Below are 26,408 nucleotides of genomic sequence, written 5' to 3' on the forward strand. Positions count from 1 at the left end.
CGCCTGTTGGCGGCTGTTCTCGACCGAAGGCCAGGCGGCATGGCGGCTGCCGTTCTGGCCTGCCTCCGGGGGGCGCACCTGACCGGAGGACTTCAGCCCCGGCGAACCCGGGGACGACGGAAAATTACGCTTTGCACCGTCGTCGTGCAAGCGAATTACCAAGGGTGTCCCAAGGAAGAGAGAACGCCTCCGCGAATGCGGAGAAGATCGTCCATCGGCACACGCAATTTCCGGTACTCGCGGCGCCCGTTCCACCGACTGTGATAGTTCGACAGCCGCGCGAAAGAAACGACGTTCACCATATCGCACTTCGCCCAGACCTCCCCGGAACCACCCTGCGGAAGTGGGTCTCGCGAAAGCCGAACGTGCCAGGGCCGGATCACCTCCGGCCGTGTCGCGCTGATCGGAACGACTGTTGCGATTCGCACGCGCTGGCAAGCCTTCGGCGTGAGTACCACTGCCAGCCGGCGTTTGACCATTTCCGGAGCCAACCCCTCGTACTCGCACCAGAGGGCTTCGCCGAGATCCGGGTGATATTGGATGGGCATGCGGCGAACATACTGCGCACGACGAACCTATCCGTGCGACGCCTGTCGGGATTCGTCGATGTCGATATTCGACCGTGACGGCGCCGGCTGCAAACCGGCGCGATTTCTCACGCCTTGATCTTGTACCCCGTCTTGAAGATCCACCAGACGCCGATCAGGCACGCGACCAGGAATCCGACGATCGCCCCCGCGCTCAACCATACATTCACATCCGCGATCCCGTAGAAACTCCACCGCATTCCGCTCACCAGGTACACCACGGGATTGAACAACGTAAACGTCCGCCAAGGCTCCGGCAGCATGTCGATCGAATAGAACGCACCGCCGAGGAAGGTCAGCGGCGTCACGATCAGCAGCGGAATCACCTGCAGGCGCTGGAAGCTGTCGGCCCAGATGCCGATGATGAAACCGAACAGACTGAAGGTCACCGCCGTCAGCACGAGGAAGCACAACATCCAGAACGGATGCGCGATCTCGTAGGGCACGAATGCGCGCGCCGTCACCAGGATCAACACGCCGAGCATCATCGACTTCGTCGCCGCCGCGCCCACGAAGCCGATCACCGCTTCGAAATACGACACCGGCGCCGACAACAGCTCGAAGATCGTCCCCGACCATTTCGGCAAATAGATCCCGAAGGACGCATTCGAAATACTCTCGTTGAGCAGCGAGAGCATGATCAGGCCAGGGATGATGAAGGCCCCGTAGCTCACGCCGCCCAGGTCGCCCATGCGGGAGCCGATCGCAGCGCCGAACACGATGAAATACAGCGAGGTCGACAACACGGGCGACAGGATGCTTTCCAGCATCGTGCGGAAGGTGCGCGCCATCTCGAAGCGGTAGATCGCCTTGATCGCGTGCCGATTCATGACGGGCAAACTCATGCCGGCGCCCTCACCAGGCTGACGAAAATGTCTTCCAGCGAACTCTCGCTGGAATGCAGATCCTTGAAATCGATGCCTTGCTCGTGCAACCGGCGCAGCAAGGGCGCGATGCCCGTTTCTTCGGACTGCGTGTCGAAGGTATAGACCAGCGAATGCCCATCTTCCGACAACGAGAGCGGAAGGTCCGCCAATTCCGACGGCACCTGCGCGAGCGGCGTCTGCAGCGAAATCGCCAACTGCTTGCTCCCGAGCTTGCGCATCAGCGTCTTCTTGTCCTCGACCAGGATCAGCTCGCCCTTGCGGATCACGCCGATGCGATCGGCCATCTCCTCGGCTTCTTCGATGTAATGCGTGGTGAGGATGATCGTCGTGCCGTTCTCGCGCAGGCGGCGCACCATCTGCCACATGTCGTGGCGCAATTCGACGTCGACGCCCGCGGTGGGTTCGTCGAGGAACAGGATCTGCGGTTCGTGCGCGAGCGCCTTGGCGATCAGCACGCGGCGCTTCATGCCGCCGGAGAGCGTCATGATCTTGTCGTTGCGTTTGTCCCACAGCGAGAGGTCGCGCAGCACGCGTTCCAGGTGCGCGGCATCCGGTGGTTTGCCGAACAGGCCGCGGCTGAAACGCATCGTGGAGAGCACCGTCTCGAAGGTATCGGTCGATAACTCCTGCGGCACCAGCCCGATCTTGCTGCGCGCGCCGCGATAGTCGGACACGATGTCGTGCCCGTCGGCGACGACCGTGCCCGAACTTGCATTCACGATGCCGCAGATGATGCTGATCAGCGTGGTCTTGCCCGCGCCGTTGGGGCCGAGCAGCGCGAAGATCTCGCCGCGCAGGATGTCCAGGTCGATGTGCTTGAGCGCCTCGAAGCCCGAGGCGTAGGTCTTGCTGACGTTGCGGATCGCAACGACAGGTTCTCGTACGGCAGGTGCCATGCGCGGCGCCTCGGCTCGATGGCGGGGGAGTCCATCGTAGCCGGGCGCCGCCAGGCGTGCGTCGTTCAACCGAGGTCGCCGGTCTCGCGCGCGGCGATGCGGGGGCGTGCGAACAAATTGCGGAGGACGCGGTTCACCGCGTGGAAGAAACTGCGCTTGCGACGTCGCATGGGCCTCACCGGGGGTCGTGGGGGAGGCTCAGGCTACGGGGGATATGCGACGGCGATAAGTCCGTAATCGGCGGAATCAGTGTCCCGGATGCGGGGCAATGGCCGGTCAGTCGACCTGGGCGGCCACCACGCGGTTGCGTCCCTGTGCCTTGGCCGCATACAGCGCGCGATCGGCTGCCGCGATCAGGCGTTCGGGCGAACGCTCCTTCGTCGGCGTGACGGCGGCGACGCCCACGCTCACGGTGACGTAGGGCGCGATCGTCGAGTTGTCGTGGCGCATGGCGGCCGCTTCGACATCGCGACGCAGCGCTTCGCCGAGGGCAACGGCCGCTTCAAGCGAACGATCGGGCAGCAGCAACACGAGTTCTTCACCACCGAAGCGCGCGACGAGATCATCGATGCCATCGGCGAAGCGCGTGCACAGGCGCGCGAGTTCGCGCAGACATTCATCGCCGTAAAGATGCCCATGCGCGTCGTTCAAGGGCTTGAAGGAATCGGCGTCGACCAGCACCAGTGCGAGTTCGCGATGTTCGATCGACTGCCATTCCCATTCGGCCGCGAGGCGTTGGTCGAAGCAGCGGCGGTTCGCGATGCCGGTGAGGCCGTCGATCATCGACAGCGTTTCGAGCTTGCGATTGGCCGCTTCCAGTTCGGCGACCACGCGCGCCAGGTGGATCGCCCCGGCGATCTGGTCGGCGATCGCGTCGAACACTTCGCGCGCTTCGGGATAGAAGAAATCCGGTTGCGTGCTCTCGATGTTGAGCACGCCGTGCAGCCGCGTGCGATGGCGGATGGGGACCAGGTATTCCGAGCGCACCTTCGTGTTGCCGGGCACGTAATCCGGATCGCTTTCGACATCGGTGATCAGCTGGGCTTCGCCGGTGCGGGCGCAGCGGCCCGCGGCGCCGACGCTCACCGGCCAACCGTGCGCGAGCTCGGCCGGATACAGATCGAGGTCGCCCGCCCAGACTTCCTGCACGAAGTGGGCGCCGTCGTCGTCGAGCAGGATGATGCTGGCGATGGCCACGGGCAGGTTGCGCACCAGGCAATCCACGATGCGCCGCAGCACGGCTTCCAGATCCTCGCCCTGCAAGGCTTCGCGCGAAATCTCCGCGAGCAGGCCCGTCAGGCGCGCATGCCAAATGGGCGCGACGGTTTCCCGTGCGCCCGCAGGCTGGTCAGCCAATTCGACGATGTCTCCCGGCCCGTGCATGTTGCCCCCGAGGCGCCCCCGGGGCCGAGTCTAGCGCGGCGCCGGGGACGACGTCGGCCTTAGTCCTTTTCCTTGCCGATGACGGCGCCCGTCCTGGCGTCGATCTTGAGCTCGACGTCCTTGCCGGCCTGGTCGTCGGCCTCGGCGTTCCAGACGCCATCCTCGAAGTCGACATCGTGGATGCCGGTGTAGCCGGCGGCCGCCAGCTTGGCCTTCACCGAAGCCTCGTTGAGGTTGGCGACCTGCTCGCCGGGGTACACCGCGCCGGTCTTCGCATCCAGGCGGACGTCCACATGGTTGCCGTCGGCGCTCTTCGCGTCGGCCTTCCACACGCCATCGACGAACTTCACGTCGTTGACCTTCGTGTAGCCCTCGGCCTCGAGCTTGGCGCGGACCTGGGGTTCGGTCAGCGTCGCCTGCTGCGCGAAGGCCAGGCCGCTGGCAGAGGCGAGGATCAACAGGGTCAGGGTTTTGTGCTTCATCGTTTGCTCCGTGGGGGAATGTGTCGAAACGGCCGCCAGTCTCGGCATCGCGTCGCGAATCACGGATGAAATGCAGCAGATGGGATCACGCGCCGTTGCGGTTGTTGCAGGTGGCGTGAAGAATGGGGCGATGTGGTCTTTCATCCTTCCCGCGCACGACGAAGCGCCCTTGATCGGCGCGACGCTCGATGCGATCCGCATTGCCGCAAACGATTGCGGCCTTGCGCATGAGCTCGTGGTGGTCGACGACGACTCGACCGATGGCACGGCGCAGGTCGCACGCGTGCACGGTGCGCGGGTCGTTTCCGTTGCCTTCCGCCATATCGCGGCGACGCGCAATGCGGGCGCCGCGGCTGCGGCGGGCACGCGATTGTGCTTCGTCGATGCAGACACGCTGATCGATTCGCGCGTCCTTCGCGCGGCGATCGCTGCACTCGATGCAGGCGCGGTGGGCGGCGGTTGCGCCGTCGTGCTCGACGGGCGCGTGCAATGGCCCGTGCGCATGTTCACGGCCACGTTGATGCACGTGTTCCGCTGGATGCGCGTCACGCCGGGGTGCTTCGTGTTCTGCACGCGCGAGGCCTTCGACGCCACCGGCGGCTTCGATACGAACTACTTCGCAGGCGAAGACGTGGCCTTCAGCCGCGCACTGGCCACCGTGGGCCGCGTGCGCATCCTGCGCGAATCGGTGCGCACTTCCGATCGGAAGCTGCGCACCTTCGGCGTGCTCGACCATCTCCGGTTGATGCTGCGCTTCGCCCTGCGCGGGCGCCGCATCCTGCGCTCACGCGATCACCTGGCGCTCTGGTACGCCAGGCGACGCCACTGACGGTCAACCACCGCCCGATTTGAGCTCGCCGATATCGAGCGTGCCGTCCTTGCTCGTGTCGAGGATTTCGAACACCTGCTCGGCGCCACGCTCGAGTTCTTCTTCGGTGAGTTCGCCATCGGTGTTGAGATCGATGCGGCGGATGCGATCGGCGGGCGACAACATGCCGTCCTGCTGCTGGCCACTCGCGCTGCCCAACTCGTCGGCGCTGACGCGATTGTTGCGGTCGGCGTCCAGGTCGCGGAACACGCGGGTCATGGCGTCCTCGTATTCGTCTTCGCTGATGACGCCGTCGCCGTTGCCGTCCATCGCGGCCATGCGCTGGTCGGCGTTCTGCGGCAGGCGCGTGGAAGACGGCACGGGATTGCTGGTGCGCGGCGTGGCGTCGGGCGCTGTGGTCTGGGGCGCGTAGGTTTGGGCGAAACAAGGGGCGGCGCACAGGGCACCGACGAACAAGCCTCCGACGAGGGAAATGCGGTTCATGGGGTGCTCCGGGCGTTTTGGGAGAGCGCGCCCGGAGGCTGCGGCGCCGCGCATTAAGCGGCCGTCAAGATCGCATTGAACCCGCGCCCCCGCGGTCGCACACTCACTGTCGAACCCCCGGAATATCGAGTGCCACCATGAAGTTCCGCCCCGCCCTGCTCGTCCTGTCCCTGGCGATGTCGGCCCTCGTGCTGACGGCCTGCGCAACGTCGGGCCCCCGCACCGTCACCGACCAGGCGCGTCCGCACGCGGTCGGCGAAGGCAGCCCCGTGTCCGTGCGCTGGGGCGATCCTGCACAGTTCGCCGAGTTGCGCTACAGCCAGAACCGGCGCCTGTCCGCCGAGGGCGACTGGGTGGTCGAACTCGCCGATTACATGCAGGAGAAACTCGTCAAGGCCGTTCCGGCGGGCGAACGCGTGGACGTCGAGATCCTCGACATCCAGCGCGCTGGCCAATACGAATGGCTGCACAGCCAGACCGACGACGTGCGCGTGTTGCGCGATGTGTATCCGCCGCGCATGACGTTGCAGTTCTCGCGCAAGGATGCCAACGGGAACGTGATCGCCGAAGGCGAGCGCAAGATCTCCGACCTCGCCTACCTGCAGACGCAGCCGCCCTTCCCGTCCAGCGATACGTTGCGTTACGACAAACGCCTGATCGACACGTGGATCCGCCGCGAGTTCAAGTAAGGCGCGCGATCACCCGCGCACGCCCCGCGCATCTTCCAGTCGGCCGAGCGCGGCCGACAAGCCTTCGACGGTGAGCGGCTTGGTGAGGTGTTCGCGGAAGCCCGCGGCGAGCGTCGAGTCGCGATCCTGTTCCTGGCCGTAACCGGTCAGCGCGATCAGCCCGATGGTGTCGCCGAATTCCTCGCGGATCGATTGCGCCAACTCGCGCCCATCCATGTCCGGCAAGCCGATGTCGAGGAAGGCGTAATCCGGCCGGGACGCGCGGACTTCCGCCAGCGCGCTCGCGCCGTCGTAAGCCGTGCGTGCGCGGTAACCGAGGCGATCGAGCAACGCGGCCATCGTGTCGGCGGCATCGCGATTGTCGTCGACGACGAGCACGCTGCGGGTGTGCGATGTCGGAATGTCTTGTTCCACGTCACGCGTCGCCGCCGGCGCTTCGATCACCGGAATGCGCACGACGAACTCCGATCCCCTGTCGATGCCCGCGCTGTACGCGGCGACATCGCCGCCATGCAGCGCGACGATCTGCTGCACCAGGCTCAGCCCGAGGCCGAGCCCGCCTTGCGAATGCGACGGATCCTGCTCGCCCTGCACGAACAGGTTGAAGATGTCCTGCAGCCGCCACGGCGCGATGCCCGACCCGTTGTCGCTGACCGCGATTTCCGCGAACGCGCGATTGCGGCGCAGTACGACCTTGATCTGTCCGCCACGGTCGGTGAACTTGATCGCGTTGTTGAGCAGGTTGCCGACGACCTGCTGCAGGCGCGCGGGATCGCCTGAAACCCAGGTCTGTCCTTCCGGAAGTTCCAGGGTCACCGTGTGCCCGCGGCTGCGTGCTTCGGACTCGCAGGATTCGATCGCACCCGCGAGCGCCGCGCCGATGTCGACGGGTTTCATGTCCAGGTGGATCTTGCCGGAGGTGATGCGGCCCACGTCGAGCAGGTCGTCCACCATGCGCGTCATCTGCACCAACTGGCGCGAGATCACGTCGCGRCACATGCGCAGGCGATCGGTTTCCATCGGTTCGAGCTGCATGATCGAAACCGCGTTGGTGATCGGCGCGAGCGGGTTGCGCAACTCATGGCCGAGCATCGCCAGGAACGTGGTGACGCGCTTGCCTTCGTCTTCCAGCGCGCGGACGCGGCGCCGGTCGGTGAGGTCGCGCGTGACCTTGGCGAACCCGATGTGCGTGCCCGATTCGTCGTGCAGCGAGGTGATGACCACGCTCGCCCAGAAGCGCGAACCATCCTTGCGCACGCGCCAGCCTTCGTCTTCGCAGCGGCCGTCCTCGAGCGCGATTTCGAGTTCGCGCTCGGGCCAACCAGCGGCGGCGACTTCCGGCGGATAGAACACCGAGAAGTGTTTCCCGATGATGTCCGTCGCCTGGTAACCCTTGGTCATTTCCGCGCCGGCGTTCCAACTGGCGACGTGGCCCTCGGGATCGAGCATGAAGATCGCGTAGTCCACCACGCCTTCGACCAACAGGCGGAAGCGCTCTTCGCTGCGGCGGAGCATTTCTTCATGGCGTCGGCGCGCGCTGAGATCGCGCGTGATCTTCGAGTAGCCGATCAGTTGCCCCTCGTCGTCGAGCAGCCGCGTGATGATCACGTTCGCCCAGAACTGCGAGCCGTCCTTGCGCACGCGCCAGCCTTCGTCTTCGAAGCGGCCGGTTTCGCTCGCCACCAGCAGCTCGTGCTCGGGCCACTTCGCGTCGATGCGGTCCTGCGGATAGAACGTCGAGAAATGGCGTCCGACGATCTCGTCGGCGGTGTAACCCTTGATGCGTTGCGCGCCCGCGTTCCACGTGCGGACGATCCCGTCGGGATCGAGCATGAAGATCGCGTAGTCCGGCACTTCGCCGACGAGGCGGCGATAGATGCTGTCGTCGTCCTGCCAATGCTTCGACGAAGCCGGAAGCGATCCAGTCAGCTTGTTGCGCGTGTCCAATGAGGATGTCCCCTGGCCGGCCGGGCCGGCAGCTACATCGCGCTTCCCGCGGGGATCGGCGCGATGATTCATTGGACCATCTTGCCTGTTAATTGGTCTTCACACAGCCGCCGCACCGCCCCGGGAGACCGAAGGGGCGGTGCGGCGACGCTCGAAGCTTCAGCCACCGTTTTCCTTAGGTGCCCTTGTCCTTCTTGCTCCAGTCGTCCTTGGCGGCCTTGTCCTTGCTCATCATCTTGTCGTGGCCCGAGTCCATCTCGGTGCGCGAGAGCATGCCGTTGCCGTCGGCGTCCATCTTGCCGAACATGTCCTTCGCACCGGCGCCGTACTCGGCGGCCGACAACTTGCCATCCTTGTCGGTATCCATCTTGGCGATCTTGTCGGCGGACTTCATCTCCATGCCGTGCTTCTCGCCGTGTTCGTGCGATTCCATCGCAGCGTGCCTGGCGTCCATTTCGGCGGCGGTCACGAAGCCGTCCTTGTTGGTGTCCATGTCACCGAACATCTTGGTGACGGCGGCATCGTGCTCGGCCGCGCTGACCTGGCCGTCGTTGTTGGTGTCCATCATCTTGAACATGTCCCCGCCTTCGTGATTGGCGAAGGCGCCGAAGGCGACACTCGCGAGTCCGGCGGCGAGGCACAGTTGCAGTGTCTTGCGTGTCATTGGGTGCAGCTCCTGCTAGGGGAACCCCGAGGGTGCGCGGCGGTTGGTGACTGCCGGATCAATGCACGCGCCCAAGCTCGACAGTGCGCGACGGGACGATTCAGGGATGTGCAAGCGGGTGTTCGACGCGGCGCTCACGCCTGCCTGCTAGCGTCGCGCCATCCCCGGAAGGAGCCATGCCATGCGCCTGCTCGTGCTGTTGTTCGCGATCGCGATGCCGGTCGTCGCATGGTTCACCGAACGCGGGGACTTCGGGCCGCCTTCGGGCGCGGTCTCGGCGCAATTCCCGAACCTGTTGCTGCCGGCGGGATGGGCGTTCGCGATCTGGGGCCTGATCTTCGTGTTCGACGTGTTGTACGGCGTCTGGCAGGCGGCGCGATCGCGCCGCGACGATCCGACGCTGACGCACATCGCACCATGGACCGCGGGCGGCTTCGCGCTGACGACCGCATGGATGCCCTTGTTCTCCATGGGCTTGTACTGGTTGAACCTCATCGTGATCTTCGGCGCGCTCGCATGCCTGCTGCGCGCTGCCTTCATGCTCACTGACGACAAACAGCGCCTGCCGCAACAATGGCTGTGGGCGTGGACGCCGATTTCGTTGCACTCGGGGTGGCTGTCGCTGGCCGCCTTCGTCAATATCGCGCAGGTCGTCGTTGCCTATCGTGTGATGTCGACCACCGACATGCTGGCATGGAGCATGGCCTTGTTCCTCCTGCTCGCCGTCCTGTTGCTGTGGGCGAACCACCGCATGCGCGGCAATCCCGATTACGCCGGCGCGGCGACCTGGGGCTTGATTGCGGTGTATGTCATGCAATCGAGTTGGGGCGTGCGTGGCGCGACGGCTGCATCGTGGTGTGCCCTGGTGCTCGCGGTCGCGCTGGTCGGGCAGACGGTGTGGTTGCGGTTCAAGCATCGCGGCGGTTGGGTCACGAACGCGCCCGATCAGAACGCGCCCGATCAGAACGCGCCCGACAACAGCGCTCACGCGTAATCCGCAAAGGCGCTGCAAGACTGCCGGCATGCCGGCATCGCGCGATCTGATCGTCCTGCGCCCCGAGGGGCTGTTCTGCCCCGCGGGCGGATTCCACATCGACCCGTGGCGCCCCGTTCCGCGCGCGGTGATCACGCACGGCCACGGCGACCACGCGCGTGGCGGCATGGGCGAATACCACGCCACGCGCGCCGGGCTGACGATCCTCCACTGGCGGCTCGGTCGCGATGAACGCATCTTCGCCTACGACTACGGCGCGCCTTTCGTGCTCGGCGATGCGCGCGTTTCGTTCCATCCCGCGGGCCACGTGTTGGGATCGGCGCAGGTGCGGATCGAAGTCGACGGTCAGACCTGGGTCGCTTCGGGCGATTACAAGCGCCAGCCCGATCCGACGTGCGCGCCCTTCGAAGTCGTCCCCTGCGACGTGTTCATCACCGAGGCGACGTTCGGCCTGCCGGTGTATCGCTGGCCGGACACCTCCGAGGTTGCGCGCGAGATCGTCGAATGGCGCGAAGAGTGTGCGGCGCGCGGCGAGGCGGCGGTGTTGCTGTGCTATGCGCTCGGCAAGGCGCAACGCGTGCTCGCCGAATTGATGGCGCATACCGATCGACCGGCATGGCTGCACGGTGCGATCGCCGCCGGCGTGCAGGTGTATCGCGATTGCGGCGTGCCGCTGCTCGACACGCGCCTGGTGAGCGACGAACAACGCGGTGCGGATTTCGCGGGCGAACTCGTGCTCGCGCCGCCGTCCGCGGCGGGCAGCCCGTGGATGCGGCGCTTCCGGAATGCGCAGACGGGGTTCGCGTCGGGGTGGATGCGCATTCGCGGCAACCGGCGACGGCGCAATCATGATCGCGGCTTCGTCGTGTCCGACCACGCCGACTGGCCCGATCTGTTGCGCACGATCCGCGAAACCGGCGCACGCCGCGTGATCGCGACGCACGGCAACACCGACGCGCTCGTGCGCGCCCTCAACGAACAAGGCATCGCGACCGGCACGTTCTCGACGCAGTTCGGCGGCGACGACTGATGCGCCGCTTCGCCGCCCTGTATCGGCGCCTGGATCGCAGCACGGCGACGTCCGACAAGCGCGCCGCGCTCATCGCCTACTTCCGCGAAGCGCCGCCCGAAGATGCCGCGTGGGCCTTGTGGCTGTTGTCGGGCGGGAAGATCGGCGGTGCGCGCGCGAAGATCGCGGGCACGAACGAATTGCGCGACTGGATCGCCGAAGCGAGTGGCAATCCGCCGTGGCTGGTCGAAGAGAGTTACCACCATGTCGGCGATCTCGCCGAGACCCTGACCTTGTTGCTCGACGATCCGCCGATCGATGCGCGCGACGACACGCCCTTGCACGTCTGGATCGAACATCGGCTGCTTGCGGTGGCGGGGCAGGACGTCGACACCCGACGCGATCTGATCGTCGGCGCGTGGCGCGCACTCGCCTACGACGAGCGTCTCGCATTCAACAAATTCCTGACCGGTGCGCTGCGCGTCGGCGTTTCGCAACGCCTCGTGCAGCAGGCGCTCGCCGAGATGAGCGGCGTGGACATCGCGCGCATCGCGCAACGCATGCTCGGCGCGTGGTCGCCCTCGCCCGCTTTCCTGCGCGATCTGCTGACCGAAGGCGAGCTGCCCGGCGATCGCGCGCAACCCTATCCGTTCTTCCTCGCCTCGCCGCTGGAAGTGGCACCGGAGTCCCTGGGTCCCATCGACGATTGGTTGCTCGAATGGAAATGGGACGGCATCCGCGTGCAGTTGATCCGGCGCGGCAGCGACATCGCCTTGTGGTCGCGCGGCGAAGAGCGCCTCGACGGCCGATTCCCCGAAATCGAACACGCCCTCGCCGGACTGCCGGGTGATGCGGTCATCGACGGCGAGCTGCTCGGTTGGCGCGAAGGCGATGCGCCTTTGCCCTTCACTGCGTTGCAGACGCGCATCCAACGGCGCAAACCCGGCCCGAAGATCCTTGCCGATACGCCGGCGCGCGTGTTGGCCTACGACCTGCTCGAACGCGATGGCGTGGACCTGCGCGCGGCGCCGCTGCAGGCGCGACGCGACGCACTCGCCGAATTGCTCACCGCGCATGCCGACCCGCGTTTGGTCATTTCACCGGAAGTGATCGCAGCGGATTGGGATGCAGCCGCCGGCGCGCGTATCGGCGCACGCGAACGCGGCGTCGAAGGCCTGATGGTCAAGCGCCGTGCATCGCCGTACCAGGTGGGCCGTCGCCGCGGCGATTGGTGGAAGTGGAAGATCGATCCCCTCACGATCGACGCAGTGCTCCTCTACGCGCAATCGGGCCACGGACGTCGCAGCGCGCTCTATACCGACTACACCTTCGGACTGTGGGACGGCGACGCGCTCGTGCCCGTCGCCAAGGCCTACTCGGGCCTGGACGACAAGGAGATCCTCAAGCTCGATCGCTGGATCCGCGCGAACACGATCGAACGTTTCGGCCCCGTGCGATCGGTGACGCCCTTGCATGTGTTCGAACTGGGGTTCGAAGCAGTGAATCGCTCCACGCGCCACAAGTCCGGCATCGCCGTACGCTTTCCGCGCATCCTGCGTTGGCGGAACGACAAGCCGGCCGCTGAGGCCGATCGACTCGAAACCCTGCAGGCGCTGGCGCGATGACACCGCTGGCTGCGTGGTTCGAATCGCAGGGTTGGAAGCCGTTGCCCTTCCAGCGCGAAATGTGGAAACGCTGGAAGGCCGGTGAATCGGGCCTGTTGCACACGCCGACCGGCAGCGGCAAGACGCTCGCGGCCTTCGGCGGCCCGCTGCTGGATGCCATCGCCGAAGCCCCCAAGGTGCCTCGCAAGAAAAACGCGACGCGCCCCCTACGCCTGCTGTGGATCACGCCCTTGCGCGCACTGGCGACCGATACGCTGCGTGCCTTGCGCGAACCGGTCGACGCACTCGGCCTGGATTGGCGCATCGGATTGCGCACCGGCGATGCGAGTGCGCGCGACAAGCGTCTTTCGCGCGCGGGGCAACTCGATGCGCTCGTGACGACGCCTGAATCGCTGTCGCTGCTGCTCTCCTACCCGGAGTCGGCGGCGCAATTCGCCGAGTTGCGCACCATCGTCGTCGACGAATGGCACGAGCTGCTCGGCAACAAGCGCGGTGTGTTGTTGCAATTGGCCTTGGCGCGCGTGCGTGCGCTCGCCCCCGCGCTGCGTCTCTGGGGCTTGTCCGCGACCCTGGGCAATCTGCAGGAAGCCCGCGACGTGTTGCTGCCGCATGCGCCCGAGGCCGCGCTCGTCTCGGGCCTCCCGCCGCGAACGCTCACGCTGGATACGTTGTTGCCGGAAGCAGGGGAACGGTTTCCATGGGCCGGTCATCTCGGCCTCGTGCAACTCTCGCGCGTGGTCGATCGGCTGCTGACCACAGGCACGAGCCTGCTGTTCACCAACACCCGCTCGCAGGCCGAACTCTGGCATCGCGCCTTGTCCGCCGTGTGGCCGGAAGACCCGGGCACGTTGTTGCTGCATCACGGCTCCATCGATGCAAAGCTGCGCCAAGCGGCGGAAATCGGTTTGCGCGATGGCACGGTGCGGTGCGTCGTCGCGACCTCGAGCCTCGATCTGGGCGTCGATTTCCCCGCGGTCGACCAGGTGTTCCAACTCGGCAGCCCAAAGGGCATGGCGCGTCTGTTGCAACGCGCGGGCCGCGCGCGACATCGCCCCGGCGAACCGGCGCACGTCGTGTGCGTGCCCACGCATGCGCTCGAAATGCTCGAGTACGCCGCGGCGCGACAAGCACTCGCGCACGGCCGCATCGAACCACGCCTGCCACCGCGCCTGTCGCTCGACGTCCTCGCGCAGCATTGCGTGACGCTCGCACTCGGCGGTGGTTTCGATGCCGATGCCGTGTTCGAGGAAGTGCGCGGCACGCATGCCTTCGCCGAGCTCGATCATGCGACGTGGCTGGCCGTGCTGGACTTCATCGTGCAAGGCGGATCGGCATTGTCGCACTACCCCGACTATCGACGCGTTGTTGTCGATGCGCAGGGTCGCCATGTCGTCGAAGATCGCAAGGTCGCGTATCGCCACCGCCTGTCGATCGGCACGATCACCAGCGACGGCAGCGTGGCCGTGAAATTCCTGCGCGGCGGCGCGCTGGGCTCGGTGGAGGAAAGTTTCGTCTCGCGCCTGCGGCCCGGCGATCGCTTCCAGTTCGCGGGCCGCACGCTCGAACTGATTCGCCTGCACGAGATGACGGCGCAGGTGCGCCTGGCCAAACGCAACGACGGCATGGTGCCGAAGTGGCAGGGCGGGCGCCTCCCCCTGTCGGGCGAACTGGGGCGCGAAGTGGAACGCGTGCTTGCGGGCGTCATTTCGGGCGAGACCGATTCTCCGGAGGTGCGGGCCTTGCAGCCCTTGCTGCAGTTGCAACATGCCTTGTCGGCCCTGCCCGGCCCGGATCATCTGCTGTGCGAATGGGTCAAGACGCGCGACGGCCGCCATTTGTTCGTCTACCCCTTCGCCGGTCGTGCTGTGCACGAAGGCCTCGCCGCGCTGCTCGCCTTGCGCTGGGGGCGGCGCGTGCCCAACTCGTTTTCGTTCGCCGCTAACGATTACGGCCTGGTGTTGTCCGCGCAGGCGGAGGTCGATATCGAGCCGACATTGGTCGCGGACCTGCTGCGCCCCGACGCCTTGCTCGACGATCTGACCGACAGCTTCAACCTCACCGAGCTTGCGCGCCGCCAGTTCCGGGAGATCGCGCGCGTCGCCGGCTTGCTGCCGCCTTCGCTGCCGGGCCGCGCGCCACGATCGATGCGGCAATTGCAGGCCTCCAGCGGTCTGCTCTACGACGTGCTCGCACGCCACGACCCCGGGCATCTGCTGTTGACGCAAGCGCAACGCGAAGTCTTCGCGCAGCAACTCGACGTCGCACGCCTCGCGCACACGCTGGACGATTGCGCGCGTCGCCCGATCGCGCTCCATCGGCCGAAGTCGCTGACGCCGCTCTCCTTCCCCCTGTGGGCGGAAAGCCAGCGCGGACATTTGAGTACGGAAGACTGGCGGGCGCGGGTCGAACGCGTCGCGGCGCAACTGGAGCGCCGCCATGGCTGACGCGATGGATGTGGTCATCGCAGGCGAGCCGATGCGCCTGCTCGCCGATCGCGCGCTCTACTGGCCCGCGCGAAAGCGCCTGTTGCTCGCCGACTTGCACCTGGGCAAGGCCGATATCTTTCGACGCATGGGCATCGCGTTGCCTAGCGGCGGCACGCGCCTGGATCTTTCGCGCATCGCGATGCTCGCGCAGAAGACGGGCGCGGAAACGGCGTGGGTGCTCGGCGACTTCCTGCACGGCGGCATCGAATCGCCGCAATGGCGCGCAGGATGGGATGCCTTCCGCACAGACCATCCGCAGCTGCGTATCGGCGTGCTCGCCGGCAACCACGATCGCGCACTCGTGCGCGCGAACCTCGACATCGATCTGCTCGGCGATGCCGTCGACGACGGGCCGTTCTCCTTGCGCCATGCCCCCGATGCGCGCGCGCCTGCACACGTGCTGTGCGGACACCTGCATCCAACGGTGCGGATCGAAGGATTCCCAGGAAGATGGCCTGCATTCTGGTTGCAGGAACGCACCTGCGTCCTGCCGGCCTTCTCTGCGTTTACCGGCGGACGTACGCCGGTGTTGAATCCACGCGACGGCCTCGTCGCATGCATGCACGACGCATTGTTACGCCTGGTTTGATTACTGCCGCGGACCGAGCGAGGCGAACAGATCGCGGATATCGCTTTCCTGCTGCGGTTCGAATTCCACGCCGAGATCGTCGAGCCCCACGCGCGTGACATGCCCGCGCAAGGTGATCGATTCCTCCGCATCGCCGTTCTCGAAATACAGGCGCAGCGTCGCGCCGTTCTGCGGCGACCAATGCTGCGGCAGCGTGACGCGCGCGCCGCCCAGCGACAGGTCGAGCAGATGCGAATCGAGCTTGTGCCCGTTCGGCCGCACGAGGATGGCTCGCACCATCTGTTGGCGCGGGTAGCGGCGGCGGTCGTCGTGTTGTTCGTCGCTCATGTCCGGCGGAATCTAACGCCGCCCGCGTGAAGCCGACGATCAGGTCGTCGGATAAACCAGCTTGCGGCCTTCGACCGTCAGCACGCCCGCGACCTGGAGGGCCTGCAGCATCGTCTCGATCTGCGGCGCTTCGAAGGGCGGATTGAAGCTGGCGAGCCACGAATGCAGCGTCTTCACCGTGCGCGGCGTGGCGTGCTTCATGCCCTTGAGGCGTTCGACGACTTCCTGGAAACGCGGTGGCGTCGCGGTCTTCTTCGCGGCGGCCTTCTTCGCAGGTTGTTTCGCCGGCTGCTTGGCCGGCTGCTTGGCCGGTTGCCGGGCCGGTGCCTTCGCAACGGCCTTCGCCGCCTTCGCGACAGGCGCCGGCTTCCCCGTCGGCAGCTTCACCAACGCGCCGGGGATCGTCGCCACGCGCTTGCACTGGATGCCGAGCTTGTCCAGGTGCTTCACCAGCGGATCGAAGCCGGTGTCCTTGGAAACGATCACGAAGCGCGCGCCGGCTTGCTCGCCGGACAACTTGCCGATGTAGAACGCGATGTGGAAATCCAGCGCGTCCTTGCCGTTGCCGACGATCGGGATGTATTGCGCATTGGGCCCGAAGGCCTGCACCGCCTGCACGAGCCCGAGTTCGAGCCGCGTCTGGTGCTGCCCGAGGAAGACCAGGATGCGCCACTCGCCCGGCTGCAGCGCGCCCAGGTTGTCGGGCTGCACGTTCTCGAAATCGACGAGGAGATATTGGTTGGGCATAGCGACTTCCGCGGGTGCGACCGCGGAAGTCTAGGCCATGCGCGCTCAGATCTTCAGCGACCCGCCCTCGATGATCGGCTTGCCATCCAGCGTGACCGTGCTGCCCGCCAGCGAAACGGTCTGGCCATAGGGCACGGTGTTCTCGCCGCCGGCCCAGGTGTTGTTGCCCGTGCCGACGCTGATCGTGCCCGCGGGCACCCAGTTGCCGACGGTCGCGCTTGCGGGGAACTTGATGTTCGGGTTGATGCCCAGATCGACGAAGCTGAAGTCGTCCTTGTGCGCGTCGTCGACGGCGTCGTACTCGGCCTTCATGCCGGCGAAGCCCGGGCCCGAACCGGTCATGCCCGTCATCTTGCCGTCCTTGAAGGTCAGCGTCAGGTTGTCGATCTGCTGCCCGCGATAGTACGCACGCGTGTTGACGAGCTTGCCGTTGGCGCTGCCCGCGACGGGCGTCGTGTACACCTCGCCCGCCGGCAGGTACACCGCATTCGCCGCGCCGCCGGCCTGCATGTCTTCGGCGGAAATCACGCCATCGCTGACACCCACGGGGCGTCCTTTCACGCTCACCGTCAGGTCGGTGCCGTTGGGATGGGTGATGTGGATTTCGCTGCCGTTGGCGAGCGCTCCTTTCACTTCCGCGGCGCGTTTGACGAGATCGGCGTAGTCCAGGTTCACGCCGTTCCAGAACATCTTCGACAACTCGTCCTGTGTCACGCCGTAGCGTTCCGCGCGCCACTTCGTGGGATACAGGCTGTTGCCGACTTCCAGCGTGCGCACGCCCTTGCGCTGGTAGAGGCTGGGCAAGCCTTCGTTCGCCTTGCCGCGCGCGGCCATGCGCTTGGGATCGGCGCCTTCGAACAGGTTTTCCGTTGCGCCGTTGCCGAGCGTGATGATCACGTCGACCACGTCGGCGAGGTCGGCCGACAGCTTGTCTTCCTGCGAATCCCATTTTTCCGGAACGTCGAAGAACATGCGCTTCGAAAGCCGATCGCTGCTGTAGTCGATCATCGGGAAAGCGCCGACCTTGCGCGCGGCGACCGCGATGTCTTCCAACAATTCGGCATCGGTCGCGCGGCCGGTGATGAACACGACTTCGCCTTCCTTCACCGCGGCGTTGGCGACGAGCCGGTCGGCGAGCTTGTCGAAATCGGTGGGCGCGGCTTTGCTCGCGACGGGCGCGGTGGTCGCAGGCGCCGGCGCCGTGGCGGTCGACGACGAAGGCGTCGTGGTGGTCGGTGTCTCGTGTTTCTGGCAACCGGCGAGGAGCGTGGTCGCGAGGGCGGCCGCCAGGGCGGTCGCGGTCAGATGGCGTGTCATGGCGGGACCCTCATCACCCGGGGCGGGCGATTGGGCCAACGCACGTGCGGCGGCCGTGCGGTCACCGCCGGTCGTCGCGGTGAACGCGCGCCGACGCACGGTTCCCTAGACTGCCCGCATGGCCCGCCGCAAACGATTGCCCCGCGCGTTCTACCGCCGAGACACCCTCCACGTGGCGCGCGATTTGCTCAACAAGCTCCTCGCCATGCCCGACGGCCGCGCGGGCCGCATCGTCGAGGTCGAAGCCTACCTGGCGGGCATCGACCCCGCCGCGCACACCTACCGCGGCCGCACGCCGCGCAACGCGACGATGTTCGGCGAACCCGGCCATATGTATGTCTACTTCACCTACGGCATGCACTGGTGCGCGAACGCGGTGGCGTGGGACCAGACGCCCGGCGCGGGCGTGCTCATCCGTGCGCTGGAACCGATCGCGGGACTGGAGCTCATGCACGATGCGCGCGGCGGGGTTTCGGAACGCTTGCTATGCAGTGGACCGGCGCGGTTGACGCAAGCGCTCGGCATCACCGGCGCGCAGGACGGCGCGGATTTGGTGAAGGGGGACGGGCCGCGCATTCTCGACGATGGTGTTGCGCCGCCGTTGCATCCCGTCGCGACACCGCGCATCGGGATCAGCGCGGGACAGGAACACCTATGGCGATTCGTCGTGCCGAATAATCGGCATGTCAGTCCGGCGCGCGTGAAGCAGGTGCAAGCGTGAGTCAGCCGTCGAAGGAACGGAACGCTGCAATCGCTCGCGCAATTCCGTCGTCGTCGACATCCAGGTGCGTCACCATGCGGATGCGCGGCATATACCCGATCGACATACGGATGCCAGCGTTGTCCATGTGCTTACGGAACGCGTCGAGCTTGTCCTTCGGCACGTCGATGAACACCATGTTGGTGTGTTGCCCGGCGACGGTGACGTGCTTCAAGCCCTGCAACCCATCGGCGAGTGTCTTCGCGCGGCGATGATCATCGGCAAGGCGTTCGACGTGATGGTCGAGCGCATGCAAACACGCGGCGGCAAGCATCCCCGCTTGGCGCCAACCACCGCCGGCGACCTTGCGCCAGCGTTTCGCATCTTCGATCAACGCGCGCGAGCCGACGAGCACGGAGCCCACGGGCGCGCCGAGGCCTTTCGACAGGCACACCGACACGCTGTCGAAGTGCTTTGCGATCTCACGCGGCGCCACTCCATCGGCGACCGCAGCGTTGTACAAGCGCGCGCCATCCAGATGCAGCTTCAACCCACGGCGATCGCACAACGCACGCGCTTGCGCGAGATACGCACGCGGCAACACGCGGCCGTGCCAGGTGTTTTCGAGGCACAAGATCTTCGTGCGCGCAAAGTGCGGGTCGACCGGCTTGATCGCATTCTCGACCACATCCAGCGGCAGTGTGCCGTCCTCGCCCTGCACGATCGGCTGCGGCTGGATCGAACCGAACACCGCCGCGCCACCGCCTTCGAACTTGTAGGTGTGCGCGTCCATGCCGACGATGTATTCATCGCCGCGCTGGCAGTGCGCGAGCAAGGCCAGCAGGTTGGCCTGCGTGCCGCTGGGCGCGAACATCCCCGCTTCGAATCCCAGGTCCTGGGCGAGCCTTTCCTGCAGCGCATTCACGGTGGGATCTTCGCCGTAGACGTCGTCGCCGACGGGCGCGCGCAGCATGGCCTCGCGCATGGCGGGGGTGGGGGTGGTGACGGTGTCGGAGCGCAGGTCGATGGGGTTCATCGGCGCAGCTTACTTCAGACCGTTTCGTGCCCGATGCCCATCAGCCGTTTGTGCACCGGCTTGCCGTGGTCGGTGATCACCATGACCCCGGTGAATCGCAGGTCCTCGGCCAGCGCCGCCAGGTGCTGGTCGACTTCCTTCGCCAGTTCGAACACCTCGGCGTCGTCCGCGCGGCGGCCCTGCGTGGTCATCTGCGCTTGCAGGTCGCTGCGGAAATCCACGAACGCCGACAGGCGCCGCACGTCGTCGAAGAACTGGCTGAGGATGACGCGCTGGTCGACGTTGCGGCACAGCGAGGTGAAGTGGCCGTGGCTGGCGTACCACACCGCGGTTTCCAGGTCGGCGTGCAGCAGGCGCGGGCAATGCGTGCTGCCGACCAGGCGCAGGATGCGCTTGGCCTCGGCCGTGTTCTTGACCACCGAGCCAAGGATCGAATCGATGACGCGCTCGTATTCGGCGGCCTGCAAGGCGTCGCGTTCGACCGTGTCTTCCGCCTTGCGCCGGCGCTCGAAGATCAATGCCAGCCAGATACCCACGAACACGGCGAGAACGCCGCTCAGCGTCTGCACGATGAACGACCACGCCATCTCGTTGAACATGGGTGTTACTCGCGCTGTTCCGCCGTGGTCGGATCGATGATCGTCGCGACCTGGGTGACGCGGGTGACGGGGAAACTCCCGAGGCGGCCGTGCTCGCGCACCATCTCCTCGTCGGGCGCGACGTACACGCAATACAGGGCGTCGCCGGTGACGTAACTCTGCACCCACTGGATTTCGGGCCCGAGCTGGCGCAGCACGCCGACCGAGCGACGCGCCAGGCTCTGCAATTCCTGTTCGGTCAACTTCGATGCGCCGGGGACTTCACGTTCGATCACGAACTTGGGCATTGGGGATTACCTCCGTGACTGACCAACGCGCCCGGGGTGTTGGACAGGCCGCCGTTTCGCCACGGCCGTTGGCTTGCGGTTCGAACTCCCTCACGAATCCGCGGCGACGCCGTGCGAACCCCGCCGCGCGACGATCATCGCGCGCCGCGCCGAAACGATCAGATAGAGAAGCGTTGCCACTTCGGCGATCACCAGCCCCGCCACCGCGCCTTGCCAACCGAGGGGCGTGACGAGCACCAGGGCCGCGCCAACGCGCAGCGCCGCGCCCAACCACAGCCCATGCGTGAAGGCATCGTCGCGCCCGGCGAGGATCGCGGCATTGCCGAGCATGCCGCGGGCGAAGTCGAGCAGCGGCAACCAGCACAACCACACCAGCACATCCGCCGCCAGTTCGAACTGCGGCAGGAACTCGCGCACCAGCGCCGATAACGCGAACAGCGCAGCGCCAGCCAGCACCGCATAGGCTGCGGGCCACCACAGTGCGCGCCGCCAATAGGCGCCCCGTTCGCCCGGGGTCGCATGCAGCAAGCCCGGCAGCGCGCTCGCGATCGACGCCTGCAGGGGGAAGCTCACCAGTTCGACGACGCGCTGCGCGAGGAAGAGCCCACCGGAGGTGGCCGGATCGATCAGCCGCATCACGATCGGCTTGTCGCCGTGCGCGAACAGGCGGTCGGCCATGCCGCCCTCGCCGAACCGGAACCCGACGCGCACCAGGCGCCGCACCGCATCCCAGGAGCGCGGCGCATCCTTGCGTGGCACGACCCAGGCACCGCATGCGACCAGCGTCGACATCGCCAGCGCGATGGCCACCCACGCGTCGAGCGTGAGCACGACGCTCCAACCGAGAATTGCGAGCACCGCCAACAAGCGCAGCGCGTGCGGCGCCGCCTGCCAGAACAGGCGGCGCGATTCGCGCCCCTGCGCGTGCTCGAAGCTCGCGCGCATTTCGGCGAACCCCATCATCACGATCTCGGCCAGGCCCACCGCGAACCACAGCGCCCATCGATTCGCATCGTTCGCGATCAGCACCATCGCGCCCGTCACCAACAGCGCGCAGGGCAAACCGATCACGATGAGCGTCCGCGTCCACAGCGTGGCGATCTGTTCGCGCGTGCAGCCGAAGGCGCGGTGGCTGTATTGATAGACGACCGCGGGCCCGCTCACCAGCAAGGGCGCCAGGCACGCCGCGATCGCCACGGCGGTCACGTAGCGGCCGTAATCCTCCGCATTCAGCGCAAGCGCAGGCAGCAACAAGGTCGCGGCATGCACGCAGGTGCGTGTCCATTGCCATGCGCGCAACTGGAGCAACGGTGCATTCATCAAGCCAAATCCTTTGGCCCGGCTGGCCGGCGATCCACCGACCGTCCCGCATGCCGCGTGCAATGCACGCGAACGCGGGCGCCACCGTTTACTTCACGATCAGGTTGAAGCCCACCTGGCGCACAACACCGTTGGATTCGCCGCGCACGACGAGGGGATAGGTACCCACCGCGGCTTGTGAACTGGACACGCGCAGCGCCAGGCGCGAGGTGCGGTCGCCATCCGCCGGCGGCGTGAGCGGGTCGATCGACCACGTCGCCGTCACGCCGGTGGGCAAGCCCGTGATCGAGAGATCGACCGGCGCGTTGAATTCGCCATAGCTGCCCAAGGTGATGATCTTCCCGCCCGTGCTGCCGAGCGTGACCGCGATCGACGGCGAGGACTGCAGCAGGAAGTCGCCGATGGTTTCGGTCGCGCGATGACAGGTGCCGCCGATGCTGTCGGTGAACGTCTTGCCGGCGATCGGCACGAACTCCGCCAGCCAATCCGACGCGGTCAAGGTCAGCTTGAGGATGCCGTACGTGCTGCTCTGCTTGCGCTCGAGCATCGGCGAAGTGCCGTTGACCGGATACATCGAACCACCGCCCGTGCCGACGACGAGCTCGCGCACGCCATCGATCTTCGGCACCTGGCTGCCATCCATGGGCGTCCAGCGCTGGTAGTTGTGATCGTGCCCGACGAGCGCCAGGTCCGCGCGCGACGCATACAGCCGATCGAAAAACGGCTTCATCGTCGCGTACCCGGTGTAGTTGCCGCGGCTGATGAACACATGGTGCCAGTACGCGGCCGTGCAGGGTTTCGTGTTCGCACGCAGGTCCGCATCGAGCCACGTCAGTTGCGCCGCCGACACCGTGTTGCCGGTCTTGCTGTTCAAGGCGATGAAATGCCAATCGCCGACGTCGAAGCTGTAGTAGCCCTTGCTGCGGTCGCCCGCCGGACCGGTCTGGTTGCCCACGCCATTGAAGTAGTCGTAGTAACCCGACGCCGTCGTGGTGGTGTACTCGTGGTTGCCGGGCACCGGTTGCGTGATCGCCTTGAAGCGGCCCCAGTTGGGGTCGTAGCGCGTGTTGTAGTCGTCCAGCGAGCCGTTGTTGTAGGCGTTGTCGCCGAGCGTGAGCGCCACGACCGGATTGATACCGACGACCAGATCCGCCGTGCGGCCGCAATTGGCGGGCGCGGTCGCGCTGCAGATGTCGCCGGCGGCCGTGACCATGGACGTCGTCGAGGCAAGCGACATCATTCCTGCCTGGTAGCCACTCAGTACGTAGCGACTGCCGGAATCGGCGAAGTTCGTCGTGATCGATACGCAACTCCCGCGCAGCGCGCGCGTGTAGAAACTGCGTCCGTCCCATTTCTCGCCCGCGGTGAATACGATCGCCCCGCCCTGCGTGCCGCTGAGCCTGAGCGAATCGCTGCCCTTCAACACCAGCGACTGGAACCCGACGCGGATCCAGCGCGCATCGGAGCGGCAGACCTGCGAAGGCGACGTGCCGGCGAGCACGCGCGAGACGGCCGTGTCTTCCGCGAATTGCAGCGTGTTTTCCGCACCCTTCGCATCCATCGCGGCGACGAACAACGCGGCGACCAGCGCCCCCCATGCCCCGAATTTCATGCCCCCGTTCCTCCGTGTGCACTGCGTGTACACGGATCAACGGATGCAACCGCGCACCACAGGACACGCGCGCGGGATGAATACGTGCAAGCGCGATCACGGCGCCGGCACGTTCGCGACGACGGCCGCTCCTTCATACGTGCCGTACGCGAAACGGGTGACGCCCGGGGAGAACGCAACCGCCGAGGTCACGCCGATGCCGGTGCCCGCTTCGAAGGTCTGCCGCAGCGCGCCGTCGGACACGCGCCAGAAGCGGATCGTGCCGCGCTGATCCCAGCCCTGCGGGGTTTCGAACGGACGATAGCCAGTGGTGACCAGACGCGCGCCATCCGGCGTGAAGCGCACCGCGGTGACGCCTTCGTTGGATTGCGCATTCGGGAAGCGACGAATGACCGCGCCGTCGCTGATGCGGAAGAGCGTGGTTTCATTCGGCGCGGACGCCCAGGCCGCAAGCGATGCACTGTTCGGCGTGAACTGCATCGGCGTCGTGCTGCGCAGGTTGCCGGCCGTCAGCAAGCGCACGGTTGCGCCGTCGCTTCTGCGCTGGATCGTGATGGTGCCCTGCGATGCGGAGGCCTGTAGCAGCCCGTCGGGCGAGAACACCCAATTCGTCGAGATCTTCGGGTAGCCACTGCCGACGAGTTGCACGACCGCGAAGTTCGCGATGCGCCATCGCGACGCGTTGGTATCGCCGGTGGAGGCGGTGAGTTGCGCGTCAGGTGTGAATGTCACCACGCCGTTCGGCTGGATCGTGATCACAAGCGAACCGAGGAACAGCCCATCGGAGGCACGGTGAATGCGGTACGTTCCACCCCGATTGCTGTTGTGCACCGCGAGTTGCGTGCCGTCGTTGGCGTACACGACCTGGTCGGCCGTGCCCGAGCGATGCGGCTGCAAGACCGACCAGGCGAGTGCGCCATTGGAGGCCGCGCGCGTACGCACCCAGCGATCCGTCGAACCCACCGCGACGCGCGCCCCGGTTCCGGGCGACCACGCCACGCCGACGATGGAATTGGCCAGCCCACTCGGCGTCGGCGCCGACCAGACGATTTGCGGCGCGGACTGCGCGTGCACGCTGGCGCCGATGGCGAGCGACAAAACGAGCAGCCCGAAGGCGAATTTGCGTGACGTGTTCATGCTGGATCCTCCGCGACGCTCGGCATGGGGTGGATGCCCGCGGACGCGCCGCCGGTTCGACGCCGCGCGCAACCTCAGCCGTACCGCGACGCGCATGGAACACGGTGAATGCGACGATGGAACGCCGCGCCGCCACTGCAGGCGCCAACATGCGCAACGCGATTCCAAGGACGACGAGATGGCCAGGCCGAAACTGTTCGAACCCCTGCACGTGCGCAACATCGCGCTCGACAACCGCATCGTGATCGCGCCGATGTGCCAGTACTCGTGCGACGGGGACGGACGCGCGAACGACTGGCACGCGATCCACCTGGGGCACCTGGCGCTGTCGGGCGCGGGCCTGCTGACGATCGAAGCGACCGCCGTGCTGCCCGAAGCCCGCATCACCTGGGCCGACCTCGGCCTGTGGGACGACGCCACCGAAAGTGCACTGCGCGACGTGCTGCAACGCGTGCGCGCCTGGTCCGACATGCCGATCGCGATCCAACTCGCACACGCAGGCCGCAAGGCCAGTTGCGAAACCCCGTGGGCTGGCGGACATCAACTTGCGCCCGACGATGCGCATGGATGGCAAACCGTCGCGCCGAGCGCGCAGCCGCATTACGCGAAGGATCACGCGCCGACCGCCCTCGACGCCGAAGGCATGCGCAAAGTGCGCGAAGCCTTCGCGACCGCCGCGCAACGCGCCGCGCGCCTGGGCATCGACGCCGTGCAGATCCACGCCGCGCACGGCTACCTGCTGCATCAATTCCTCTCGCCGCTGAGCAACCAACGCACCGACGAATACGGCGGCAGCCTCGAAAACCGCATGCGCTTCCCGCTGGAAGTGTTCGACGCCGTGCGCGCCGCATTCCCGAGCGACCGCGCCGTCACCGTGCGCGTATCGGGCACCGACTGGATGGACGGCGGATGGGATGTCGCGCAGACCATCGCATTCGCGAAAGCCCTGGAAGCGCGCGGCTGCGATGCGATCCATGTGAGCAGTGGTGGCGTGGCGGCCGAACAACGCCTCCATCCCGTTCCTGGCTACCAGGTGCCACTGGCCCGCGCAGTGAAGCAAGCGGTGAACATCCCCGTCGTCGCCGTCGGCCTGATTACCGAACCCGAACACGCGGAAGCGATCGTCGCAAACGGCGATGCCGACATCGTGGCCCTCGCCCGCGCGATCCTCTACGACCCGCGCTGGCCGTGGCATGCCGCCGCGAAACTCGGCGCGACCGTGCGCCCGCCGAAGCAATACCTGCGCAGCGAACCGCACCACCACCGCGGCATCTTCCCGCACGGCCCCTTCGACCCACCGGCGCGATGGAAGAACGACCGATAGACTGACGGATCGCTCTCGGGGGAAGACCGATGCATTCGCCGTCGCTGCGTTTCTGGATCTTCGTGTTCGTCTCGCTGGTGACGTTCATCGCCATCCTGCGGTGCGTCACCCGCCATCGAACGCAACACCCGCGACGTGCCACCGTACTGGCCGTCGCGGCCATCGTCGTGGTCGGCGGCATGGCGTTCGCGAAATACGGCAACAACATCGGCCTGCCGTGGTGGATCTACTACACCGTGCCCGCACTGGCGACGCTGCTGCTGCCGCCGATCGTCTTCAAACTGCGCGGCCGCGAACTCGCGTGGTACCTGGGCCTGGCCTTCCTCTCCTCGCCCGCGATCCATGTGGCGTTCTCCTTCCTGCTGGGGTGGAAGGAGTACATGCCGTTCATTCCGGTGCCGGCGTGGTGGGAGTTGTTCGACTGAACGACCGCCTCGAGCGCGCGTCTGCGT

Annotated in this window: 27 protein-coding genes; 10 read left to right on the forward strand and 17 right to left on the reverse strand. The window is 66.5% G+C overall.

The features are described 5' to 3' along the window. Positions 1 to 155: 155 nt before the first annotated feature. From AC1DOM_RS10010 to AC1DOM_RS10030, 5 genes are all read right to left on the reverse strand, one after another. Positions 156 to 548, reverse strand: coding sequence for a type II toxin-antitoxin system PemK/MazF family toxin (locus tag AC1DOM_RS10010; RefSeq protein ID WP_498962792.1), 393 nt, complete (start codon positions 546 to 548; stop codon positions 156 to 158). 107 nt (positions 549 to 655) lie between these two features. Then, positions 656 to 1,417 (reverse strand): ABC transporter permease, encoded by a 762-nt coding sequence (locus AC1DOM_RS10015; protein WP_498963006.1) that lies wholly within the window; start codon positions 1,415 to 1,417, stop codon positions 656 to 658. Positions 1,418 to 1,428: 11 nt separating this feature from the next. Further along, positions 1,429 to 2,370 carry an ABC transporter ATP-binding protein gene (locus AC1DOM_RS10020; protein ID WP_498962794.1) on the reverse strand — a complete coding sequence of 314 codons (942 nt, stop codon included), beginning with the start codon at positions 2,368 to 2,370 and terminating at the stop codon, positions 1,429 to 1,431. A gap of 276 nt (positions 2,371 to 2,646) precedes the next feature. Then, on the reverse strand, positions 2,647 to 3,726 hold the full coding sequence (locus AC1DOM_RS10025) for a sensor domain-containing diguanylate cyclase (protein ID WP_498962796.1): 1,080 nt from the start codon (positions 3,724 to 3,726) through the stop codon (positions 2,647 to 2,649). A gap of 86 nt (positions 3,727 to 3,812) precedes the next feature. Next, positions 3,813 to 4,235 (reverse strand): PepSY domain-containing protein, encoded by a 423-nt coding sequence (locus tag AC1DOM_RS10030; RefSeq protein WP_498962798.1) that lies wholly within the window; start codon positions 4,233 to 4,235, stop codon positions 3,813 to 3,815. Between the two features lie 130 nt (positions 4,236 to 4,365). Between AC1DOM_RS10030 and AC1DOM_RS10035 the strand changes: the two genes are divergently transcribed. Continuing rightward, positions 4,366 to 5,064, forward strand: a complete 699-nt coding sequence (locus tag AC1DOM_RS10035; RefSeq protein ID WP_498962800.1) for a glycosyltransferase — start codon at positions 4,366 to 4,368, stop codon at positions 5,062 to 5,064. A gap of 3 nt (positions 5,065 to 5,067) precedes the next feature. Here the strand turns inward: AC1DOM_RS10035 and AC1DOM_RS10040 are convergent, their stop codons facing one another. After that, positions 5,068 to 5,547 carry an EF-hand domain-containing protein gene (locus tag AC1DOM_RS10040; RefSeq protein WP_498962802.1) on the reverse strand — a complete coding sequence of 160 codons (480 nt, stop codon included), beginning with the start codon at positions 5,545 to 5,547 and terminating at the stop codon, positions 5,068 to 5,070. A gap of 137 nt (positions 5,548 to 5,684) precedes the next feature. Here AC1DOM_RS10040 and AC1DOM_RS10045 point away from each other — a divergent pair, with 137 nt between their 5' ends. Then, complete coding sequence (locus AC1DOM_RS10045) at positions 5,685 to 6,236, forward strand: DUF3016 domain-containing protein (RefSeq protein ID WP_498962804.1); 552 nt, start codon at positions 5,685 to 5,687, stop codon at positions 6,234 to 6,236. Between the two features lie 9 nt (positions 6,237 to 6,245). Here AC1DOM_RS10045 and AC1DOM_RS10050 read toward each other — a convergent pair whose 3' ends face one another. Continuing rightward, on the reverse strand, positions 6,246 to 8,165 hold the full coding sequence (locus AC1DOM_RS10050) for a PAS domain-containing hybrid sensor histidine kinase/response regulator (protein WP_498963008.1): 1,920 nt from the start codon (positions 8,163 to 8,165) through the stop codon (positions 6,246 to 6,248). A 193-nt stretch (positions 8,166 to 8,358) separates the two neighbouring features. After that, complete coding sequence (locus tag AC1DOM_RS10055) at positions 8,359 to 8,847, reverse strand: EF-hand domain-containing protein (protein ID WP_498962806.1); 489 nt, start codon at positions 8,845 to 8,847, stop codon at positions 8,359 to 8,361. Between the two features lie 181 nt (positions 8,848 to 9,028). Between AC1DOM_RS10055 and AC1DOM_RS10060 the strand changes: the two genes are divergently transcribed. From AC1DOM_RS10060 to pdeM, 5 genes are read left to right on the forward strand one after another with little or no spacing between them, the layout of a single operon-like run. Continuing rightward, a complete protein-coding gene (locus AC1DOM_RS10060) occupies positions 9,029 to 9,841 on the forward strand; it encodes a TspO-related membrane protein (protein WP_498962808.1) in 813 nt (270 codons plus the stop codon). Between the two features lie 28 nt (positions 9,842 to 9,869). Continuing rightward, positions 9,870 to 10,871 carry a ligase-associated DNA damage response exonuclease gene (locus tag AC1DOM_RS10065; protein WP_498962810.1) on the forward strand — a complete coding sequence of 334 codons (1,002 nt, stop codon included), beginning with the start codon at positions 9,870 to 9,872 and terminating at the stop codon, positions 10,869 to 10,871. Beyond that, positions 10,871 to 12,475 carry an ATP-dependent DNA ligase gene (locus AC1DOM_RS10070; protein ID WP_498962812.1) on the forward strand — a complete coding sequence of 535 codons (1,605 nt, stop codon included), beginning with the start codon at positions 10,871 to 10,873 and terminating at the stop codon, positions 12,473 to 12,475. Before AC1DOM_RS10065 ends, AC1DOM_RS10070 begins: the two co-directional genes overlap by 1 nt. Next, on the forward strand, positions 12,472 to 14,919 hold the full coding sequence (locus AC1DOM_RS10075; protein ID WP_498962814.1) for a ligase-associated DNA damage response DEXH box helicase: 2,448 nt from the start codon (positions 12,472 to 12,474) through the stop codon (positions 14,917 to 14,919). Before AC1DOM_RS10070 ends, AC1DOM_RS10075 begins: the two co-directional genes overlap by 4 nt. Continuing rightward, entirely contained in the window at positions 14,912 to 15,550 is a 639-nt protein-coding gene (gene pdeM, locus AC1DOM_RS10080) for a ligase-associated DNA damage response endonuclease PdeM (RefSeq protein ID WP_498962816.1), read from the forward strand. Before AC1DOM_RS10075 ends, pdeM begins: the two co-directional genes overlap by 8 nt. Here the strand turns inward: pdeM and AC1DOM_RS10085 are convergent, their stop codons facing one another. Genes AC1DOM_RS10085 through AC1DOM_RS10095 form a run of 3 tightly spaced genes read right to left on the reverse strand, consistent with a single transcriptional unit; the run spans position 15,551 to position 17,941 of the window. After that, on the reverse strand, positions 15,551 to 15,877 hold the full coding sequence (locus tag AC1DOM_RS10085; protein WP_498962818.1) for a PilZ domain-containing protein: 327 nt from the start codon (positions 15,875 to 15,877) through the stop codon (positions 15,551 to 15,553). Positions 15,878 to 15,916: 39 nt separating this feature from the next. Next, positions 15,917 to 16,624, reverse strand: coding sequence for a PIN domain-containing protein (locus tag AC1DOM_RS10090; protein WP_498962820.1), 708 nt, complete (start codon positions 16,622 to 16,624; stop codon positions 15,917 to 15,919). Positions 16,625 to 16,669: 45 nt separating this feature from the next. After that, positions 16,670 to 17,941: an aminopeptidase gene (locus tag AC1DOM_RS10095; protein ID WP_498962822.1), complete on the reverse strand. Its 1,272-nt coding sequence runs from the start codon at positions 17,939 to 17,941 to the stop codon at positions 16,670 to 16,672. A 118-nt stretch (positions 17,942 to 18,059) separates the two neighbouring features. Here AC1DOM_RS10095 and AC1DOM_RS10100 point away from each other — a divergent pair, with 118 nt between their 5' ends. After that, positions 18,060 to 18,662: a DNA-3-methyladenine glycosylase gene (locus tag AC1DOM_RS10100; RefSeq protein ID WP_498962824.1), complete on the forward strand. Its 603-nt coding sequence runs from the start codon at positions 18,060 to 18,062 to the stop codon at positions 18,660 to 18,662. Position 18,663: 1 nt separating this feature from the next. Here AC1DOM_RS10100 and ltaE read toward each other — a convergent pair whose 3' ends face one another. From ltaE to AC1DOM_RS10130, 6 genes are all read right to left on the reverse strand, one after another. Continuing rightward, positions 18,664 to 19,677, reverse strand: a complete 1,014-nt coding sequence (gene ltaE, locus AC1DOM_RS10105; RefSeq protein ID WP_498962826.1) for a low-specificity L-threonine aldolase — start codon at positions 19,675 to 19,677, stop codon at positions 18,664 to 18,666. A gap of 14 nt (positions 19,678 to 19,691) precedes the next feature. Continuing rightward, positions 19,692 to 20,276: a hypothetical protein gene (locus AC1DOM_RS10110; RefSeq protein ID WP_498962828.1), complete on the reverse strand. Its 585-nt coding sequence runs from the start codon at positions 20,274 to 20,276 to the stop codon at positions 19,692 to 19,694. A gap of 5 nt (positions 20,277 to 20,281) precedes the next feature. Continuing rightward, on the reverse strand, positions 20,282 to 20,563 hold the full coding sequence (locus tag AC1DOM_RS10115; RefSeq protein WP_498962830.1) for a DUF4242 domain-containing protein: 282 nt from the start codon (positions 20,561 to 20,563) through the stop codon (positions 20,282 to 20,284). 90 nt (positions 20,564 to 20,653) lie between these two features. Continuing rightward, a complete protein-coding gene (locus AC1DOM_RS10120; protein ID WP_498962832.1) occupies positions 20,654 to 21,883 on the reverse strand; it encodes a lipopolysaccharide biosynthesis protein in 1,230 nt (409 codons plus the stop codon). Positions 21,884 to 21,971: 88 nt separating this feature from the next. Next, positions 21,972 to 23,495 carry a metallophosphoesterase family protein gene (locus AC1DOM_RS10125; RefSeq protein WP_498962834.1) on the reverse strand — a complete coding sequence of 508 codons (1,524 nt, stop codon included), beginning with the start codon at positions 23,493 to 23,495 and terminating at the stop codon, positions 21,972 to 21,974. A 96-nt stretch (positions 23,496 to 23,591) separates the two neighbouring features. Then, positions 23,592 to 24,632 (reverse strand): WD40 repeat domain-containing protein, encoded by a 1,041-nt coding sequence (locus AC1DOM_RS10130; protein ID WP_498962836.1) that lies wholly within the window; start codon positions 24,630 to 24,632, stop codon positions 23,592 to 23,594. Positions 24,633 to 24,810: 178 nt separating this feature from the next. On the opposite strand from AC1DOM_RS10130, the gene AC1DOM_RS10135 reads away from it, so the two are divergent. After that, entirely contained in the window at positions 24,811 to 25,956 is a 1,146-nt protein-coding gene (locus AC1DOM_RS10135) for an NADH:flavin oxidoreductase/NADH oxidase (RefSeq protein ID WP_498962838.1), read from the forward strand. A 29-nt stretch (positions 25,957 to 25,985) separates the two neighbouring features. Next, positions 25,986 to 26,381: a hypothetical protein gene (locus AC1DOM_RS10140; protein WP_498962840.1), complete on the forward strand. Its 396-nt coding sequence runs from the start codon at positions 25,986 to 25,988 to the stop codon at positions 26,379 to 26,381. Positions 26,382 to 26,408 lie beyond the last annotated feature (27 nt).

This window comes from Lysobacter sp. P5_B12 (genome assembly GCF_056400425.1).

What these genes read in the sequence shown, in the direction of transcription:
- AC1DOM_RS10010 (WP_498962792.1), bottom strand. Translation starts at nt 548, where the DNA reads ATGCCCATCCAATATCACCCGGATCTCGGCGAAGCCCTCTGGTGCGAG.
- AC1DOM_RS10015 (WP_498963006.1), bottom strand. Translation starts at nt 1,417, where the DNA reads ATGAATCGGCACGCGATCAAGGCGATCTACCGCTTCGAGATGGCGCGC.
- AC1DOM_RS10020 (WP_498962794.1), bottom strand. Translation starts at nt 2,370, where the DNA reads ATGGCACCTGCCGTACGAGAACCTGTCGTTGCGATCCGCAACGTCAGC.
- AC1DOM_RS10030 (WP_498962798.1), bottom strand. Translation starts at nt 4,235, where the DNA reads ATGAAGCACAAAACCCTGACCCTGTTGATCCTCGCCTCTGCCAGCGGC.
- AC1DOM_RS10035 (WP_498962800.1), top strand. Translation starts at nt 4,366, where the DNA reads ATGTGGTCTTTCATCCTTCCCGCGCACGACGAAGCGCCCTTGATCGGC.
- AC1DOM_RS10040 (WP_498962802.1), bottom strand. Translation starts at nt 5,547, where the DNA reads ATGAACCGCATTTCCCTCGTCGGAGGCTTGTTCGTCGGTGCCCTGTGC.
- AC1DOM_RS10045 (WP_498962804.1), top strand. Translation starts at nt 5,685, where the DNA reads ATGAAGTTCCGCCCCGCCCTGCTCGTCCTGTCCCTGGCGATGTCGGCC.
- AC1DOM_RS10055 (WP_498962806.1), bottom strand. Translation starts at nt 8,847, where the DNA reads ATGACACGCAAGACACTGCAACTGTGCCTCGCCGCCGGACTCGCGAGT.
- AC1DOM_RS10060 (WP_498962808.1), top strand. Translation starts at nt 9,029, where the DNA reads ATGCGCCTGCTCGTGCTGTTGTTCGCGATCGCGATGCCGGTCGTCGCA.
- AC1DOM_RS10065 (WP_498962810.1), top strand. Translation starts at nt 9,870, where the DNA reads ATGCCGGCATCGCGCGATCTGATCGTCCTGCGCCCCGAGGGGCTGTTC.
- AC1DOM_RS10070 (WP_498962812.1), top strand. Translation starts at nt 10,871, where the DNA reads ATGCGCCGCTTCGCCGCCCTGTATCGGCGCCTGGATCGCAGCACGGCG.
- AC1DOM_RS10075 (WP_498962814.1), top strand. Translation starts at nt 12,472, where the DNA reads ATGACACCGCTGGCTGCGTGGTTCGAATCGCAGGGTTGGAAGCCGTTG.
- pdeM (WP_498962816.1), top strand. Translation starts at nt 14,912, where the DNA reads ATGGCTGACGCGATGGATGTGGTCATCGCAGGCGAGCCGATGCGCCTG.
- AC1DOM_RS10085 (WP_498962818.1), bottom strand. Translation starts at nt 15,877, where the DNA reads ATGAGCGACGAACAACACGACGACCGCCGCCGCTACCCGCGCCAACAG.
- AC1DOM_RS10090 (WP_498962820.1), bottom strand. Translation starts at nt 16,624, where the DNA reads ATGCCCAACCAATATCTCCTCGTCGATTTCGAGAACGTGCAGCCCGAC.
- AC1DOM_RS10095 (WP_498962822.1), bottom strand. Translation starts at nt 17,941, where the DNA reads ATGACACGCCATCTGACCGCGACCGCCCTGGCGGCCGCCCTCGCGACC.
- AC1DOM_RS10100 (WP_498962824.1), top strand. Translation starts at nt 18,060, where the DNA reads ATGGCCCGCCGCAAACGATTGCCCCGCGCGTTCTACCGCCGAGACACC.
- ltaE (WP_498962826.1), bottom strand. Translation starts at nt 19,677, where the DNA reads ATGAACCCCATCGACCTGCGCTCCGACACCGTCACCACCCCCACCCCC.
- AC1DOM_RS10110 (WP_498962828.1), bottom strand. Translation starts at nt 20,276, where the DNA reads ATGTTCAACGAGATGGCGTGGTCGTTCATCGTGCAGACGCTGAGCGGC.
- AC1DOM_RS10115 (WP_498962830.1), bottom strand. Translation starts at nt 20,563, where the DNA reads ATGCCCAAGTTCGTGATCGAACGTGAAGTCCCCGGCGCATCGAAGTTG.
- AC1DOM_RS10120 (WP_498962832.1), bottom strand. Translation starts at nt 21,883, where the DNA reads ATGAATGCACCGTTGCTCCAGTTGCGCGCATGGCAATGGACACGCACC.
- AC1DOM_RS10125 (WP_498962834.1), bottom strand. Translation starts at nt 23,495, where the DNA reads ATGAAATTCGGGGCATGGGGGGCGCTGGTCGCCGCGTTGTTCGTCGCC.
- AC1DOM_RS10130 (WP_498962836.1), bottom strand. Translation starts at nt 24,632, where the DNA reads ATGAACACGTCACGCAAATTCGCCTTCGGGCTGCTCGTTTTGTCGCTC.
- AC1DOM_RS10135 (WP_498962838.1), top strand. Translation starts at nt 24,811, where the DNA reads ATGGCCAGGCCGAAACTGTTCGAACCCCTGCACGTGCGCAACATCGCG.
- AC1DOM_RS10140 (WP_498962840.1), top strand. Translation starts at nt 25,986, where the DNA reads ATGCATTCGCCGTCGCTGCGTTTCTGGATCTTCGTGTTCGTCTCGCTG.